This is a genomic window from Bacillus sp. FSL R5-0416 (assembly GCF_037975425.1).
Taxonomy (GTDB): Bacteria; Bacillota; Bacilli; order Bacillales; family Bacillaceae; genus Bacillus; species Bacillus subtilis.
In genome coordinates, this window is record NZ_CP150252.1 from 2,044,281 (window position 1) to 2,060,768 (window position 16,488).

Genomic DNA, 16,488 nt, shown 5'->3' on the forward strand with positions numbered 1-16,488 from the left:
ATAGAGATGACTTTAGTTTTGACTCAATATCCACACTGAAAGAGCTTATTAAGTATTCTTAATAAAGGCAGGGGAAATGGATATGAATGAACATCGAAATCGAAGGTTGAAATTAATAATGATTTCAGCAACTTTTGGAGGGCTTCTCTTTGGATATGACACCGGAGTTATAAATGGAGCTTTACCTTTTATGGCAAGGCCAGATCAGCTTGATTTAACACCGGTTACAGAAGGGCTTGTTACGAGTATTCTTTTATTAGGTGCCGCGTTTGGAGCGTTGTTATGCGGAAGATTGGCTGATCGATATGGCCGCCGTAAAATGATCCTTAATCTTTCCTTTTTATTTTTCCTGGCATCACTGGGAACAGCGTTAGCACCTAACGTTTTCATCATGGCGGTCTTTCGTTTTTTACTGGGGCTGGCTGTTGGAGGAGCCTCGGCGATGGTGCCGGCCTTTTTAGCAGAAATGGCACCGCATGAAAAGAGAGGGCGTATGGTAACCCAAAATGAACTAATGATTGTTGGCGGGCAATTTTTAGCATATGTTTTTAATGCGATCCTCGGTGTAACAATGGCAAATACGGGACATGTTTGGAGATACATGCTTGTCATTTGTGCTGTACCGGCTATCATGTTATTTGCCAGTATGCTTAAGGTACCAGAAAGCCCCCGATGGCTAATCTCCAAAGGCAAAAACAGTGAGGCGCTGCGAGTTCTTAAACAAATTCGAGAAGATAAACGTGCAGAAGCTGAATGTAGAGAAATTCAAGAAGCGGTAGAAAAAGATACAGCACTAGAAAAGGCATCACTCAAGGACTTTTCTACACCATGGCTGCGCCGTCTTTTATGGATTGGAATCGGTGTTGCCATAGTGAATCAAATTACAGGTGTGAACTCGATTATGTATTATGGCACACAAATCCTTAAAGAATCTGGTTTTGGTACAAAAGCGGCTTTAATCGCTAATATTGGAAATGGGCTGATATCAGTTATTGCAGTTATATTTGGGATTTGGCTGGTCGGAAAAGTGAGACGGCGTCCAATATTATTGATTGGTTTGGCGGGGACGACTACAGCGCTCCTATTGATTGCGATTTTCTCAATTGTGCTTGATGGATCTATGGCACTTCCTTATGTAGTGCTTTCTTTGACCGTTTTATTTCTTGCCTTTATGCAAGGGTGTGTAGGACCTGTGACTTGGCTTGTCATAGCGGAAATATTCCCTCAAAGGTTAAGAGGACTTGGTTCTGGGATAAGTGTTTTTTTCCTTTGGATATTAAACTTTGTGATCGGTTTTGCTTTCCCGATCTTGCTTAGCTCTGTAGGTTTGTCTTTTACATTCTTTATATTTGTGGCTTTAGGTGTATTGGCAATCGGTTTTGTATACAAATTCATGCCGGAAACAAAGGGGCGTACACTTGAAGAATTAGAAGCGCATTTTCGTTCTCGACACGATCATAATACTCCTGAACAATCAATTATTGAGGTATAAATATGTTGAAAATCTCTCTTCTTATAGGAGGGATTTTTTTAGTTTCAGAAAAAACAAAATCCCTCTGGTAGAGGGATTTTGATTCAGCATTTTAAGATGTTCTACACGTATAATACTGGAGTTGATACTTTAAAAATCTCGCCATCTCTTATATAAAAACGAGGGATGCGGCGGCTTAATGTAGACACGACTTCATAGTTAATCGTATTGAGCATTTCAGCCACTTCATCAACGGAAATCTCGGCTCCTTTTTGCTTACCGTAAATCACGACTTCTTCTCCTTGTTTACCTTCACCGTTTTCTCCTAAACTGACCATGATCATATCCATTGTTACTCTTCCCGCCACTGGCACTCGTTTTCCGCGATGAAGAACAAACCCGCGATTGGAAAGGGCACGAGAATAGCCGTCAGCATAGCCAATCGGGAGTGTAGCAATTACTTCATTAGGTTCTGCGACGTATGTAGCACCATAGCTAACGGTTCGGGGTTCTGTACGCATGGTTTTCACATAAGCGATGCGCGCCTTTAAACTTAACGCAGGTTCAAGCTTAACGAGATTTAGTTGTTTAATATAGGCTGAAGGATATAAACCATATAAGCCGATACCTAAACGGATCATATCAGCGCTAAATTCCGGAAATGCGATAGCTGCAGCCGTGTTGCACATATGCACGGTGGGCAGCTCAATCCCCTGTTTTTTTAAAAAGCTGAGAAAACTGATGAATTTTTCGTGCTGCAGCTTTGTGAGTGTTGTGTCCGGTTCATCAGCTGTCGAAAAATGTGTGAAAATTCCTGTCCATCTGAGGAATTTACTTGCCTTTAAGGCTTTCACTACTTCTAAAAGTTCTTCCTTTGTGCGTACACCTAATCGTCCCATGCCGGTATCCACGTTAATATGAATGGCCAGCCGGTTAGCACTCGCTTCTTTTTCCAATATCTCGTTTGCTTCTTTCATCCAATCAACCTGAAATGCTGATAATGTTATATTCCAAGCTGCTGACTTCTTTACACAACTAAGGGATGTAAAACCAAGCACAAGGATAGGCGCTGTAATCCCAGCTTTTCGTAAAACGATTCCTTCCTCCACACTGGCAACAGCGAGCTCACTCGCCCCGTGTTCCAGTGCATGGCGTGCCACTTCTATAGACCCGTGACCATAACCGTTCGCTTTTACGACAGCCATAATTTTGCTCTTATGTGGAATATGACGGCGGATCGCTCGCAAATTCTTTTTAACGGCATCAAGATTGACTTCGATCCAAACTTCTCGGCAAAGCTTTATCATCAACGCTTCCTTCCTTCTTATGGATTGTAAATACCACCTATTGCCGCAAGAATAAATGTTAATTGTTGGATGATTCGATCTTATTTTATTCAACTTTATTTGAAATCATTCAACAGCAAATCCATGTGATACGAGAAGGTGCCTATCAATGTTCGAATAATAGCAAGTACGGGATACATGAGGCTTGTAAGTGGGGTGTTAATGGGTACGGCGACCGAGGATTACAAAAATGATTATTTGTTTTGGGACATTTTTTTCTAAGGGTAGATGATAACGAGAAATCTAATCAGGAAATACTTACCGTTCATCAATACAAAGGATACAGGTTAGAATTAGTGATGTTTGATGTTTGATGTTTGATGTTTGCAGTATAGAAGCACAGAAAAAGCAAGGAAGTAACAGCAATCTTCCTTGCTCCATTGGATTCCTATTAGAGAGCACGCACTTTTGCAAAAGCTTTTATCTTAGCTCCATCATCATTTTGACAGCGAATATAATATGTTCCGGTTTTATAGTGTGATACGTCAAGAGTTAGAGTTACACTTTTGCCAGGTTTAACTGTATAGCCGGAAGCGATTGTTCCACCACCTGGTTTTACAATTTTGAATTCAAATGGATTGCTTCCTGTATTCTCAACAAAAACTCTGATTTCGCCATCTTCACTTCCATAATAATCAAAATAAAATTTTCCGTCACCTCTAAACGTTTCTTCCTCTTCTAGTATAATATCGGATTGTGCGGCAAACGCAGTGACTTTTTTAGGTGTGTGGTCAATTGATGCAGCTGAAGCATAAGTAGAGCTTAATCCTGTAATTGAACTAACTAAAATCGAACCTACCACAATTTTCTTAAACACTTTTCTTCATCTCCTATATAAGAAATAAATTACAAAATTATACATTCGGTAAAGAGTTGGAAAGACCTTTGGGAAATCCTATAATTCACAAGAAATACAAAAAGGGTATGTTTATTTCTGGTGAATATTTATGACGGAGTAAATATGTCATAACATCAGGATGATTAAAGCGTAATCAAGTACGGTCTGAGACAAGCAGGACACTACATATGAAGGCACTGACTGGCTAACTTTTCTCAACAAAGACAAGAGAACAAGAGGGCGTCTATTGTTATGAACATTGAAGAACCTTTTAAATGAGGAGGGCTGAGGAAATTCTGTAAAAGATAATCGGTTGAAAAGGCAGTCGATTCCTTGTTCCATAAACCTAACATTAGAGTATATAATTAAACTCGTACTCACAAAAATCGTTTAAGTAAGGGGTATACGTGAGTAGGGGAGTTAGTTTTCAAATACCGAATGAATATGGAAATTTTCTATGGAGAATACTGCAGCCGGTAGAAATAGCTAATTAGAGGTGGCAAACGAGTGGGGAATCTTATTTTGTTGTAGAAGGAGAGCTCGATGATGAGGAGCTTTTTCATGACTACGCAATTGTTGAAGGGGCAGTTTTTGAGCAACAATTAAAAACGAATCAGTACTATACCATTTTCGTTGAACTGAAAGCATTTCCATATGGAAAAATGGTTAATCAAGTCAATACATATGAAGAGTTTGCTGACAGTGATTGCGAACTTGTCCTTTTGATAGCAGATAATAGCTACGTTTCGATTTACTGTAAAAACAAAAATATCATTGAAAAACTTTACTTCAATGCTTTACAGAATGATTTTGAAGACGTTCAATTTATAACTGATGAAAATGACACAAGAACAAGCCTTACTGTATGGATAGTCAATAAAAATTAAAGGAGCTAGTACATGACAATGCAAATTAAAATCAAGTATCTAGATGAAACACAAACAAGAATCAGCAAAATTGAGCAGGGAGACTGGATTGATCTTCGGGCAGCTGAAGATGTAACAATCAAAAAAGATGAATTTAAGCTTGTCCCATTAGGTGTTGCAATGGAGCTGCCTGAAGGTTACGAAGCACATGTCGTCCCTCGTTCAAGTACATATAAGAACTTTGGCGTTATTCAAACAAATTCAATGGGTGTTATCGATGAGTCATATAAGGGAGACAACGATTTCTGGTTCTTTCCTGCTTATGCATTGCGTGATACTGAAATTAAGAAGAGTGATCGTATCTGCCAGTTTAGAATCATGAAGAAAATGCCGGCGGTTGAATTGGTTGAAGTCGAGCATTTGGGAAACGAGGATAGAGGAGGACTCGGTTCAACAGGTACTAAGTAAACAAAATAAATCCTTGGCTGTCTTCATGCTGTGTGATTGATCAATGGAGGTTTCAGCCAAGGTACAAAGAAATACTTTTATCTAAATTTTTATAAGTAGGGGAAGGCAACTACAAACTAGTAATGCCACTAATAATAAGCCAAGTTAAATGACATGTGTTCATTAATAATTGAATTTACAGCAGCCATGAGAACAAGTTCAAAATATAAGATGAAATGAGACATAAGACTTCACAAAAAAATCTGAGTATCGTCGATAAATATCATAAAAAAGCCCCCGGTATGTCGCCGGGGAATAAATAGACGTTTAAGAGATTTAGTGATGTTTTTTATATGATTCGACAAAATCATAATAATGATCATCGTCATCATAATACTTTTTTTCGTAATGATAATCGTGATCATCGTAATACTTTTTATCATAATCATAATGTTTTTTATCATGATCATAATACTTGTCGCAATCATAATGCTTCTTATCATTGTCGTAATACTTTTTGTAATATGTTTTTTTCCAAGTGTAATACTCTTCTTTATATTTTTTATAATAACCCAATTAAATTCCTCCTTTATGTTATTCGAATTTAATTTATGAAGTTTAAATGATATGGTATGGTCAAATGAAATAAGAATAGTAAAAAGAGGCTGTTTAAAACACTTTCTGAAAAACAAAACGGATAGCTGTTTAAGAGCGAGAGAGCACTCAATCACTGTAAAATAATAGTAAAGTGTATAGAGAAGATTAGTATACGTAAAAAGGGACTTTCTCATTGAAGAATATTTGAACGTTATGGTTAAGTTTCAAGAGCTCTATGATGTGATTTTTAACACTGCTTTTGAAGGGTTTAGAGTTAGACATCAAAAACAAACATCAAAACCGGTTAGAAACAGATCATATAAGGAATGAACCGCTGCCAAATATCATAAAAAAAATGAATGAAATTAGAGAGAATTTATTTTAAAGAAAGCCCAATTGCACATGGACAAATGACAATTGATATTGAGGTAAAATACAATGCATTAAATCAGAAAAAGCTATTGGAGGATTTAATGTGTTTAGACAATTTCCAATTTGGTATACACAAACACCTGACTATTTGAATTTTTATGTGCCGCAATATCAAACCATTTCTTATAATCCTCAACAATGTTATCAACGGTGTATGTACCAAACTGGCGGTAACTATGAGCTATGTGACAGACTATGTTATGGAGAAATACAGGTGTAAAAGAGGGGGTTATTAACTCCTCTTTAAACACACAGTGAGTGGAATAAGATCCTCACTTTATCTGCGAGTGCTTAGTATTTGCGATAATATTGCATTCGTAATAAATTATGCTTAGAACTGAAAATGAAAGAAGGATATGAATAGTTATGACGCAATTCGATAAACAATACAATTCAATTATAAAGGATATTATAAATAATGGAATCTCAGACGAAGAGTTTGATGTGAGAACCAAGTGGGACTCAGATGGAACACCGGCACATACTCTAAGTGTAATCAGTAAGCAAATGAGATTCGACAACTCAGAGGTTCCGATTTTAACGACAAAAAAGGTTGCCTGGAAAACAGCCATTAAAGAGTTGCTCTGGATTTGGCAGCTGAAATCTAATGATGTTAATGATTTAAACAAGATGGGCGTACATATTTGGGATCAGTGGAAACAAGAAGACGGCACCATCGGACATGCATATGGATTTCAGCTGGGGAAGAAAAACAGAAGTCTAAATGGAGAAAAAGTGGATCAGGTAGACTATCTTCTTCATCAATTGAAGAACAACCCATCTTCACGGAGACACATTACAATGCTTTGGAATCCTGATGAATTAGACTCAATGGCCTTAACACCATGTGTATACGAGACACAATGGTACGTTAAACAAGGGAAACTCCATCTGGAGGTAAGAGCACGGAGCAATGATATGGCGTTGGGAAATCCATTCAATGTATTTCAGTATAATGTGTTGCAGCGCATGATTGCTCAAGTCACAGGTTATGAGCTTGGTGAATATATCTTTAACATTGGGGATTGCCATGTGTACACACGTCATATAGACAATTTGAAAATTCAAATGGAAAGAGAACAGTTTGAAGCACCTGAACTATGGATCAATCCTGAAGTGAAAGATTTTTATAACTTTACCATTGATGATTTCAAATTAATCAACTATAAACATGGGGACAAGCTTTTATTTGAGGTAGCGGTTTAATGCTGCCTTTTTATTGTGCAGTGAATGGATAGCAGGTATCCTAATTTCATTAAGCAATCTGGAAGATGAATAAAAATTGAAGGACAAACACGTATAATACATAAAAAAGATTAACTCTACAGTTAATCTTTTTTATTCAGAAGAAAATATCCTAACTTTGAAACTAAATACAAAGTAAAAGCAATCATTACAGTTCTAGATATTACAATTCCATGAATAGCTAAATCATATCCAGCAGGTACCAACGCATTTGTATTACACATAAAATATATAGATATTAGAAGTGCTACAATAACTAAAATCATTCCAAAAAGACTTGATTTTTCATATTTCATACCAATTTCCACCCTTATTAAAGTTAGGTTTAAACAAAAGAGCTGAAGAAACGAACTATGACCAGTATGCTCCAATGAAAACCGCCAGACAATGCTGGCGGCTTTTTGCTGCTTCGTTTATTTATGAACAGAGATCGTAACGTTATTTCCTGCAACTGAAACCTTTGCGAAATCCTGTGTATCTACCACAGGAGTGACGGCTTTATTGTCGATTGTGATGTTGTTAAAAGATGTCGAAAAGGTTGCTTTGATCGCATCACGCTGGCTTTCATACGAAACAGCCGCGGTAGCAAGGGTTTTCCATTTTGAAATCGTGCCGATGTTGGTTCCTTGAATTTCTGTGATAATCCGTCCGGTGTAGCCGTCATTGTTCGTTCCCCAAAGGGTCATGCGCGTATTTCCGCTTAAATTTTTATAGATTGTCATTTGGACTGTGCTTCCAGGGCGGAAGCCTTTATTGTATGTGAATTTGTCTTTTCCTTCGATGTACGTTTCTTCATTTTTGGACCCAACCTTCATGAGGGGCTTCCAGACGTTGTATTGTTTGCTGTACTGAAGCCCGATATCGGCTTCAGTTCCGCTTGTTGCCCTAAATCCTGAATAAATATAAGGAGTAGAGACCGTATCATATTTTACAGTGTCAGGAAGCGTGATTTTAGCTGTAAAAACGGCGCCCGTACTGTTCAGGTAGACACGGCCGCCGATTCCGTTAGGCAGCTGGGATGCTGCTTTTGCGACTTGAGCGTCTGCCGCGGGTAAGCCTGGTATACCTGATGAAAGGGTTCCGAAAAGAACTGCTGTTCCTACTGCACCTGCAATCAATACTTTTTTCACCAAAATTCCCCCTTTAGATAGTGGTTTCGCCATTTATTATACCTTATTTTGGAACTGGATTGATGTATATAAATCGACAAAATATTTCATTTTGAATGATGTTAGGGACGAAAAGCTTCGCCAATCTGAAAGCTATGTAACTTTATCAGAGGAAAGAACGAGATCACAATCGTTTTAACCGATTTGAAATTTTCCCCAAAATAAAAGTACAAATGCTTAAAGAAACGATCATTAAAAGAATGCCCGCTATCGTTTCCCAGCCTGTAAAAAAGAGGTGACGTTTCATCAATGTCTGTCCTTGTAAAATGATAAAAGCACAGATACCGACTAAGAAAAGAAAACAAACACTTAGGATTGCTAACGCTTTACGTGAGTATGTTTTCATTTCATCTTTAAAATACAGCAATACGAAAACAAAGCAGATAACATTGGCTATTGTGCTTATCACCTCAAAGCTTTTCATGACAACTGATATAAATAGACAAAGTAAAATGAGATAAAATACGATGTTTCTATACAAAAAACCTCTCCTTTTATGTATGATCCTCAAAGAGTTTATAAAAGTTTCTTTGTAACTGCAATAAACTGAATGCGCTCACTTATGAACTAACCAAACTATGTACTAAATATTCACTATTCTTTTTTAGACTCAGTCACCAAGGTTTTCATAGAAAGGGAAGCTTCAGAAATATACATAAAGTGCATAAACAAAAAAGACCCGGCAATAGCCGGGGGAAAGTAAAAACGAGGAGATGTTAATGGCGTTTAGTAGTGTTTTTTATGCTTTTTATACTCTACAACATAATCATAGTCTTTTTTATCGTGATCATAATATTTTTTATCATAGTCATCATATTTTTTGTCGTAATCACAGTCATCATATTTTTTATCATGGTGGTCATAGTATTTTTTATCATATTCGTAATACTTCTTATAATACGTTTTTTTGACCGTATAATACTCTTCTTTGTATTTTTTGTAATAACCCATATATACTCCTCCTTTATTTTTACTACGCTTTATTATACGGCGAGTAGATTTTGCGGCTTGGACAGTTAAAATCATAGAAGGAAAAAAGGGCTGTCCAAATGATAAAAAAAAGACAGATGACACAAATACAAATCAAAATAAAGAGCCGATTTTTCATCGGCCCAAACGATTTATCCTACATTTGTTTGTCTTCTTTGTTTTCTGAGTCATTTTTTCTGATATCCTGAGTCAGTCCGCTTGTTGCTTGTTTAAATTCTGATAAGGCTTTTCCTGCTGCACGGCCAAGCGCCGGCAGTTTATCAGGCCCAAATACTAAAAAACCCACAAACAAAATAACGAGTATTTTTGTGAAGCTTAATTCCATATCCTTTTCCCCCTGATTGAAGTACAACCTTTTAAACAAATTATAAGAGATAGCAGTACAAATGGGAATGCATTTATTTTGAACATTTTAAAACCAGCACAAAGGCAGATTCATAAAACGGCTGCTACTGAATATAATGTCCAATGTCATCTGCCTAAGAAGCAGTGAGGCAGGCTGGGTCAATTATGTAGCTCTGCCGGAAATGATACAAACGTATCTACGGCTATTATTGAAATAGAGGAGTGGTGTAGCTGATGAGATTCACTAAGGTAGTTGGATTTTTGTCTGTTTTAGGATTGGCTGCGGTTTTTCCATTAACGGCACAAGCAGAAAAAGCCGGAACTGCGGGGGCTGGAGAGTGGGATAAGTTGGGGACTTACACATATACTTACTCAAGTCCGACGGTATACTCGACCGGAGGAGATTTTAGAGTGTGCCTTTCAGGAAGCACTCCTTTTTCTGTTTCACTGCACTTGTATGAGGATGATCCCGGTGACAATCCTGATGATTATGTAGGGGCAAACTATTTTTCACCCGGAGAATGCCGCACCTTTGGCAGTATTGGAAAATTTGTAGATGGGAGCAATAACAAGGCCGAGTTCTTTGTTACCGATTACTCTGGTAAATCTAAAACTGTTACGTTTTATGATTGATGGACTCAAATTGTGAAGTATAACCCTTGGGAAAGAACAAAAAAGAGAGATACTCTCTCTTTTTTATTCTTCGATAGCCTTACGAAGCCGTTCATTTACAATGCCAGTCCAGCCGCCATCCATCTTGCCGCGAACGACGGAGCTTTTCTCGTTTGCTTTGCCGATCACTTCATTCGGCTCTTTCCAGCCGCTGTGAATAAGGGTAAACCCTGTCTTTTCCCCCAAGTCTTCTAATTGAAAGGTAACGACCCATCCTTCTGTATCCCATTCAAAAGAAAGTTCAGTTGGAGCTTGAACAGCCAAAACTTTACAAGGGGACGGCCCAAACGGTGATTGTAAGTGAAATTCTTGTCCTTCTTTGAGCTGAAAGTCATTGGGCATAAACCACTTGGCAATGCCTTCTGAAGTAGAGACTGTCTCCCAGACTTTCTGAATGGGAGCCTCTAGGGTAATGCTTTTTGTAATATCTGGTAATGTATTTTCGTTGTTTTGAGCCATTTCGTTTACCTCTTGACAAATGATGTTTTTTCAATTCAATCATATAATAACTAATAAGATCATGTCCATAGCGTGCATTATTTATGCTAGAGCTGCTGTTCAACAGCGTGTCAGTCGCCAGTCTGATCTGTGAATGGGAGAATTCTGCATGTTCGAGAAAGAGAGAGACGTGTATGTTGTCATTTCGTTCATGCTTGTTTGCTCAGCCGCAACTGTTATGTTTGAACTGGAATTCCTGTTCAGCCAATTTATTTTGCGATTTTTGTTTTAATAGTAAATGAGCCATTTTCTAAAACAGGAGGTTTTTTATGCTTGGAAAAATCAAAGCAGCCATTGATAACAGTCCAGGGAAGCCGGCCAGAATTTTAGTTAGTGAAAAAGCGTTTCAGCAATTAGAGGAAGAAATGCGCTTTGTTTACGTTTCCAAACCGAAAACGATAATGGGGATTCCTGTGGAAGTTTCAGATCAGGCAGAAAGCTTCAAGCTGGAATTTTAGTTTTCCCAGACTGCTAAAAGGCTCATTTTGTGTTAATTATGCAAAATGGTCAGGTTGATTTCTTTAAAAGCATGATGAAATGTTCATCATGCTTTTTTTATTGAGAAAAAAGACGAACATAAAAAATAGGTATACGGGAAAAATAATCCTATTAGAGAGAGGGGAAATGACAGATGGATAACATGATATCAACACTTACTGATTGGAATGTGTGGTTTCAAGCGTTAGTAGTATTTCTCGTTCCATATGTAATCTATAAAGTGTTTACTTGGATTCATGTATAAGAAGGTGCAATGATGAGGTGGCGGAACAATCAGTACAAAACACAGAAGCAGCATAAATCAGATTATTCGACAGCTGAAAAGCAGGATCAGGATGTGTTAACCGGTAACATCGGATACGACTTAGAACATGTAAAAAGAAAAATAGGACATAACGGGGACGTTCATTTCCGTGAGCTTGAAATCACTCAATTACATGTGAAAGCGGCATTGATCTTTGTTGAAGGACTGTCTGATCAGGACTTGATTAATAAAGGACTATCAGTGTTAGTCATGAATCAACCTAATCAGGTAAGCGATGAAATTTCTCAATCCGGCAAAGGTATTTTAACTTCGAAACAGATAAAAAATCAAATCGTATCAATCGGTGATGTCATAGAATCAGAGAAAATCAGTGATATCGTGTTGAATGTTTTCATGGGTTCGACAGCGCTTCTCATTGATGGAATACCGCAGGCCTTTCTTCTGGGAACTGTAAAAAAACAAAATCGAAGTATCGAGGAGCCGCTTTCAGAAGCGCTTGTCAGAGGGCCGCGCACAGGCTTTACAGAAGAGTTGAGTACGAATACAGCTCTTTTGAGACAGCAAGGAAAAAATGATCAATTAACATTGCAGAGATTTGAAGTAGGAACACGATTAAAAAAGGATTTAATCATCGCTTATATGAATGACATTGCAGATCCAAAAGTAGTCGAGGAAGTAAGAAAAAGAGTGAGAGGGATTGAGATCGATCATTTGCCGGAGTCAGGCTACGTTGAACAGTTAATTGAGGATAATTATTTGAGCCCGTTCCCGCAAGTACAGAGTACAGAACGTCCTGATCGCGTCATAAGCGGATTAATGGAAGGAAGAGTAGCCATTCTGCTTGACGGCACTCCGTTTGCTTTGATTGTTCCAGTCACTTTCAGCATGATGCTTCAATCGCCTGAAGATTATTATGAACGGTGGTTCCCGAGCTCGCTCATCAGATTGCTGAGGTTCATCGCAGCAATGATAACGTTATTCGCACCCGCTTTATATATATCATTTATTTCTTTTCATCCGGGGTTAATTCCGACCAAGCTGGCGATTTCAATTTCCGGGACGCGCCAAGGTGTTCCGTTCCCATCCCTTATTGAAGCCTTATTTATGGAAGTCGCAATCGAAATTTTAAGAGAGGCGGGGCTTCGTCTGCCAAAACCGATTGGACCCGCAATTGGCATAGTTGGCGGATTAATCATCGGGGAAGCAGCTGTGCAGGCGGGGATTGTCAGTCCAATCATGGTCATTGTTGTTGCGCTCACAGCAATTTCTTCATTTGCCATCCCGCATTATAGCACAGGTATAGCACTTCGGATGCTTCGGTTTGGCGCGATGTTTTGTGCGGCGGTGTTTGGATTGTTTGGAGTCATTATGTATTATCTGCTGCTAAGCAGCCATGTCGTAAAACTAAAGAGCTTTGGTGTGCCATACGCAAGTCCGGCAGTGCCCTATCAATTAAAAGATTGGAAAGACTTTGTTATCAGAATGCCTCTTTTAGTCATGAAGCGCCGGCCTAAAATGATGAATACAGATAATACAAAACGGGTGAAGTGATGAACTTAACAGGATGGTGATAAAGTCTCATGTTCAGCCCAACCAGTAAAATCACAACCGCTCAGGCAACGATTATCATCATTAATTATATGCTAGCTGCCGGAGTTCTTACGCTCCCTCGGACAGTAACAGAACAAACACAATCTCCTGATGGATGGATTTCAGTTTTATTAGGCGGGGTCCTAGCGGTAATAGCCGGGATGATTATAGTTAAATTAAGCCAGCAGTATCCTCAGGAGACCTTTTATGAATACTCCCGACATATTGTAGGAAAATGGCTCGGGCATTTAATCAGTATTGTTTTTATTACTTATTTTCTTGCACTCGGTGCATTTGAAGTCAGAGTCATGTCCGAAATCGTGGATTTTTTTCTCCTCGAAGGGACACCGTCTTGGGCAATCATTATGACAGTTCTTTGGATTGGGCTTTATTCAATTACACAAGGCCTAGATCCGATTGCACGGCTTTTTGAAATGATTTTTCCGATTACGGTCATCATCTTTTTAACGATAGCCCTCATGAGTTTAGGCATATTTGAGATCAACAATTTGCGCCCTGTATTAGGTGATGGAATCATGCCAGTTCTCAGAGGTGTAAAGACAACGAACCTTTCATTTACATGTTCAGAAATTATGCTCATTTTAGTAGCATTTATGAAAAAGCCGAAAAATGCGGTGAAAGCGGTTGTGATCGGGACAGGTGTTGTGACCAGTTTTTATATGATTACGCTGATTATGGTAATCGGTGCACTATCAGTTGAGGGAGTTGTGACGAGAACATGGCCGGGGCTTGACCTGATGAGAAGTTTTGAAATACCTGGTTTAATATTTGAACGGTTTGAATCATTCCTGCTTGTGATTTGGATTATGCAGCTTTTTGCTACGTTTATTATCACTTTTTATGCAGCTTCCCTGGGAGTCTCACAAGTTTTTAAAAAGAAACCCCTTTCATGTATGTTTGTGCTGCTTCCTGTTATTTATATCCTCTCTTGCATGCCGAAAAATGAAAATGACGTCTTTATATTGGGCGATACGGTCAGTCATATCGCTTTGTATATATTTGGCGCTTTGCCGATTTTGCTGTTAGTCATTTCGAAATGGAGGAAAAGAGGTGAAAAGTAAACTAAAACGTCAATTGCCTGCTATGGTCATGGTATGTCTGCTGATGATTTGCGTAACAGGATGCTGGAGCAGTCGGGAAATAGAAGATCTGGGTCTCACATTCGCTATCGCAATTGATAAAGGAAAAGAAACGAACACTGAAAAAGAGTTAAAAGAAGAGGGCGGGAGCTATCCGAAAAAAGACAACATTACGCTGACCTATCAATTTGTTAATGAAAAAGCGGCAGGCGCGGGCACAAGCGGGGGAGGCGGTAGCGGACAAGGAGCGCAAAAAGCGTATATTAATATAAGTGAAACAGGGGATTCATTACAGCAGATCGGAAGTGAGGTTGCATTAAGACGGGACCGAGAAGTGTTTAGCCCGCATTTAAAAGTTGTTGTCATGAGTGAAGATGTGCTGCACACATTTCCTATCGACGAAATGCTGGATCAATTTTTTCGTGATAATGAAATCAGGCTGAGCTGTCTTGTTTTATCTGCTAAAGGGGAAGCAAGAGACGCTCTCCAGCTGAAAGAGAACGGAGAAATTCCGGCATTTCGGCTGATTGGATTAGGTGAAAATGAACATAAAGTTTCCAGAATTCTTCCCCCTATGACACTCGCGAAACTAATTGGAAAACTGCATTCTGGCAGCAGTTTTTTACTGCAAAATGTGGTTGCGGCCAATGGAGCGGTCAAGTATTCCGGAGCAGCTGTTATCAACGGAAAATCGAAAAAAATGATAGGCACTTTAAATGAATATGAAACTGAGGGAATTACATGGATTAGAGGAGAAGGGAAAGGCGGAGTTGTCAAAAGCCATGATAAAAAGAGCCAACAAACGATAGCGTACGATATCAATAAAATCAAAAGCAAAATTCAGCCAATCGTAAAAGGGAAAAATATTTCATTCCATGTCGATATTGAATCAGAAGGCGATTTGGTTGAAAACTGGAACACAAAAGAGGCGTTGGACACCCAGTTTATAGATCGTCTCGAAACGACTATTGAAAACGAAGTAAAGAAAATAGTTGGTCAGGTATTAAAAAAAATTCAGCGTGATTATAAAGCAGATGTTGCGGGTTTTGATGAATCTTTAAGACTTACATATCCCCACTTATGGAAAAGGGTGAAAAATAACTGGGATGACACCTTCAGTAAAGCCGACATCACATACAGTGTGAACGTCACAATTACTCATTACGGCACGGTTAAAACTCAGTAATGAATCCCAAGGAAGAGAAGGAAACCTCTCTTCTCTTTTTTATACTTTTTTTGGAGAGATATACACTTTTCAAATCGACCAATATGCTAATATAGGAATTGCTTGAAATAGAAGGGAGAAGGGGCTGTGAGGCAGAAACCGATTTATGTAGAAATTGAAATGAAATCTGATCTGGATACACTCTGGGAATATACACAAAACCCATCACTGCATAAGGAATGGGATCTCCGGTTTTCAAATATTACGTATTTGAATAGACAACCATGCGAAAAACAGAAGTTTCTTTACGAAACAAGGGTAGGCTTTGGATTAAAGGTGTCAGGTACAGGAGAAACCGTCGGTGTTTTCAACAAATGTTCATCTGAAAGGTCTTCTTCACTGGCTTTTGGCTCTAATCATCCGTTATCTCTGATTCGGCATGGAAGCGGCTACTGGAAGTATATACAGAGAGAAAATGGGAAAATGACGTTTTTAACACAGTACCAATACAAAACAGCCTACGGACTGCCGGGAAGATGGATCGATCGTTTATTATTTCGACCGCTGCTTGGCTGGGCGACTGCCTGGAGCTTTGATGCATTAAGGCTTTGGGTAGAGCAAAATAAACATCCGAAGCGCTTTATTCGATCCGCTATCATCTATGTGTTCATGTGTCTGTTTTTCAGCCTGTTTTGGTTCTATCAAGGCTTTGCAGGTGTTGAGACAAGCATATTGGCAGGAACAGCGGAGATAGGCTTAGCTATTTTGTGGCTGATTCCTTTAAAAAGAAAATGGATCATTCATGGTGTCCAGGCTTGTATTTTTGCTGGGTTTGCTTGTCTAGGTTCCGAAATATTCATGTGGGTTCTATTGAGTGTGTTTTCCGCTGCAAGCGGCGCTCTTAGCCTGCAGCTCCCCAGTGCCAGGCGCACAAAACGAAAGAGAAAGAAGTGA

The 16,488-nt window shown here is 38.8% G+C and carries 20 protein-coding genes and 2 pseudogenes; 13 read left to right on the forward strand and 9 right to left on the reverse strand.

Annotation, left to right across the window (positions count from 1 at the left end; genetic code table 11):
- The first annotated feature begins 76 nt into the window (after nucleotides 1–76).
- Nucleotides 77–1,492, forward strand: a complete 1,416-nt coding sequence (locus NYE20_RS10790; protein WP_031314948.1) for a sugar porter family MFS transporter — start codon at nucleotides 77–79, stop codon at nucleotides 1,490–1,492.
- A gap of 101 nt (nucleotides 1,493–1,593) precedes the next feature.
- On the opposite strand, the gene alr is transcribed toward NYE20_RS10790, so the two are convergent.
- Together alr and NYE20_RS10800 are read right to left on the reverse strand one after the other, a co-directional pair.
- On the reverse strand, nucleotides 1,594–2,778 hold the full coding sequence (alr, locus tag NYE20_RS10795) for an alanine racemase (protein ID WP_021479223.1): 1,185 nt from the start codon (nucleotides 2,776–2,778) through the stop codon (nucleotides 1,594–1,596).
- Between the two features lie 430 nt (nucleotides 2,779–3,208).
- Nucleotides 3,209–3,634: a hypothetical protein gene (locus NYE20_RS10800; protein ID WP_014479913.1), complete on the reverse strand. Its 426-nt coding sequence runs from the start codon at nucleotides 3,632–3,634 to the stop codon at nucleotides 3,209–3,211.
- A gap of 428 nt (nucleotides 3,635–4,062) precedes the next feature.
- On the opposite strand from NYE20_RS10800, the pseudogene NYE20_RS10805 reads away from it, so the two are divergent.
- Both NYE20_RS10805 and dutA read left to right on the forward strand, forming a co-directional pair.
- Nucleotides 4,063–4,542, forward strand: a pseudogene (locus NYE20_RS10805) (DUF2691 family protein).
- 12 nt (nucleotides 4,543–4,554) lie between these two features.
- Nucleotides 4,555–4,989, forward strand: coding sequence for a dUTP diphosphatase DutA (dutA, locus tag NYE20_RS10810; protein WP_032725805.1), 435 nt, complete (start codon nucleotides 4,555–4,557; stop codon nucleotides 4,987–4,989).
- Nucleotides 4,990–5,304: 315 nt separating this feature from the next.
- On the opposite strand, the gene NYE20_RS10815 is transcribed toward dutA, so the two are convergent.
- Nucleotides 5,305–5,544, reverse strand: a complete 240-nt coding sequence (locus tag NYE20_RS10815; RefSeq protein WP_076458753.1) for a spore coat protein C — start codon at nucleotides 5,542–5,544, stop codon at nucleotides 5,305–5,307.
- Between the two features lie 380 nt (nucleotides 5,545–5,924).
- Between NYE20_RS10815 and NYE20_RS10820 the strand changes: the two genes are divergently transcribed.
- Nucleotides 5,925–6,089 (forward strand): hypothetical protein, encoded by a 165-nt coding sequence (locus NYE20_RS10820; protein WP_003231643.1) that lies wholly within the window; start codon nucleotides 5,925–5,927, stop codon nucleotides 6,087–6,089.
- 274 nt (nucleotides 6,090–6,363) lie between these two features.
- Entirely contained in the window at nucleotides 6,364–7,203 is an 840-nt protein-coding gene (locus NYE20_RS10825; protein WP_161621597.1) for a thymidylate synthase, read from the forward strand.
- A 122-nt stretch (nucleotides 7,204–7,325) separates the two neighbouring features.
- On the opposite strand, the gene NYE20_RS10830 is transcribed toward NYE20_RS10825, so the two are convergent.
- The 5 genes from NYE20_RS10830 to tatAC form a co-directional block, all read right to left on the reverse strand.
- Entirely contained in the window at nucleotides 7,326–7,613 is a 288-nt protein-coding gene (locus NYE20_RS10830; protein ID WP_015252014.1) for a hypothetical protein, read from the reverse strand.
- Between the two features lie 42 nt (nucleotides 7,614–7,655).
- Nucleotides 7,656–8,375 carry a YrpD family protein gene (locus NYE20_RS10835; RefSeq protein ID WP_161621800.1) on the reverse strand — a complete coding sequence of 240 codons (720 nt, stop codon included), beginning with the start codon at nucleotides 8,373–8,375 and terminating at the stop codon, nucleotides 7,656–7,658.
- 160 nt (nucleotides 8,376–8,535) lie between these two features.
- On the reverse strand, nucleotides 8,536–8,892 hold the full coding sequence (locus tag NYE20_RS10840; protein WP_101502306.1) for a YoqO family protein: 357 nt from the start codon (nucleotides 8,890–8,892) through the stop codon (nucleotides 8,536–8,538).
- A 245-nt stretch (nucleotides 8,893–9,137) separates the two neighbouring features.
- Nucleotides 9,138–9,362, reverse strand: coding sequence for a hypothetical protein (locus NYE20_RS10845; protein WP_015713994.1), 225 nt, complete (start codon nucleotides 9,360–9,362; stop codon nucleotides 9,138–9,140).
- 175 nt (nucleotides 9,363–9,537) lie between these two features.
- The gene (tatAC, locus tag NYE20_RS10850; RefSeq protein ID WP_003231634.1) at nucleotides 9,538–9,726 is read right to left on the reverse strand and encodes a twin-arginine translocase TatAC; all 189 of its coding nucleotides are present in this window, start codon (nucleotides 9,724–9,726) and stop codon (nucleotides 9,538–9,540) included.
- 78 nt (nucleotides 9,727–9,804) lie between these two features.
- On the opposite strand from tatAC, the pseudogene NYE20_RS10855 reads away from it, so the two are divergent.
- Nucleotides 9,805–9,964, forward strand: a pseudogene (locus NYE20_RS10855) (hypothetical protein).
- Nucleotides 9,965–9,980: 16 nt separating this feature from the next.
- Nucleotides 9,981–10,379: a hypothetical protein gene (locus tag NYE20_RS10860; protein WP_070549050.1), complete on the forward strand. Its 399-nt coding sequence runs from the start codon at nucleotides 9,981–9,983 to the stop codon at nucleotides 10,377–10,379.
- Between the two features lie 63 nt (nucleotides 10,380–10,442).
- Here the strand turns inward: NYE20_RS10860 and NYE20_RS10865 are convergent, their stop codons facing one another.
- Nucleotides 10,443–10,877 carry an SRPBCC domain-containing protein gene (locus tag NYE20_RS10865; RefSeq protein ID WP_015713997.1) on the reverse strand — a complete coding sequence of 145 codons (435 nt, stop codon included), beginning with the start codon at nucleotides 10,875–10,877 and terminating at the stop codon, nucleotides 10,443–10,445.
- Between the two features lie 148 nt (nucleotides 10,878–11,025).
- Between NYE20_RS10865 and NYE20_RS10870 the strand changes: the two genes are divergently transcribed.
- The 6 genes from NYE20_RS10870 (at nucleotide 11,026) to NYE20_RS10895 (ending at nucleotide 16,488) form a co-directional block, all read left to right on the forward strand.
- On the forward strand, nucleotides 11,026–11,148 hold the full coding sequence (locus NYE20_RS10870) for a hypothetical protein (RefSeq protein WP_015713998.1): 123 nt from the start codon (nucleotides 11,026–11,028) through the stop codon (nucleotides 11,146–11,148).
- Between the two features lie 37 nt (nucleotides 11,149–11,185).
- The gene (locus NYE20_RS10875) at nucleotides 11,186–11,374 is read left to right on the forward strand and encodes a hypothetical protein (RefSeq protein WP_003231626.1); all 189 of its coding nucleotides are present in this window, start codon (nucleotides 11,186–11,188) and stop codon (nucleotides 11,372–11,374) included.
- Between the two features lie 293 nt (nucleotides 11,375–11,667).
- Nucleotides 11,668–13,230 carry a spore germination protein gene (locus tag NYE20_RS10880; RefSeq protein ID WP_072175922.1) on the forward strand — a complete coding sequence of 521 codons (1,563 nt, stop codon included), beginning with the start codon at nucleotides 11,668–11,670 and terminating at the stop codon, nucleotides 13,228–13,230.
- A gap of 29 nt (nucleotides 13,231–13,259) precedes the next feature.
- Entirely contained in the window at nucleotides 13,260–14,351 is a 1,092-nt protein-coding gene (locus tag NYE20_RS10885) for a spore germination protein (RefSeq protein WP_021479211.1), read from the forward strand.
- Complete coding sequence (locus NYE20_RS10890) at nucleotides 14,341–15,555, forward strand: Ger(x)C family spore germination protein (protein ID WP_038827867.1); 1,215 nt, start codon at nucleotides 14,341–14,343, stop codon at nucleotides 15,553–15,555. The genes NYE20_RS10885 and NYE20_RS10890 overlap by 11 nt, the downstream gene beginning before the upstream one ends.
- 126 nt (nucleotides 15,556–15,681) lie before the next feature.
- On the forward strand, nucleotides 15,682–16,488 hold the full coding sequence (locus tag NYE20_RS10895; RefSeq protein WP_038827866.1) for a hypothetical protein: 807 nt from the start codon (nucleotides 15,682–15,684) through the stop codon (nucleotides 16,486–16,488).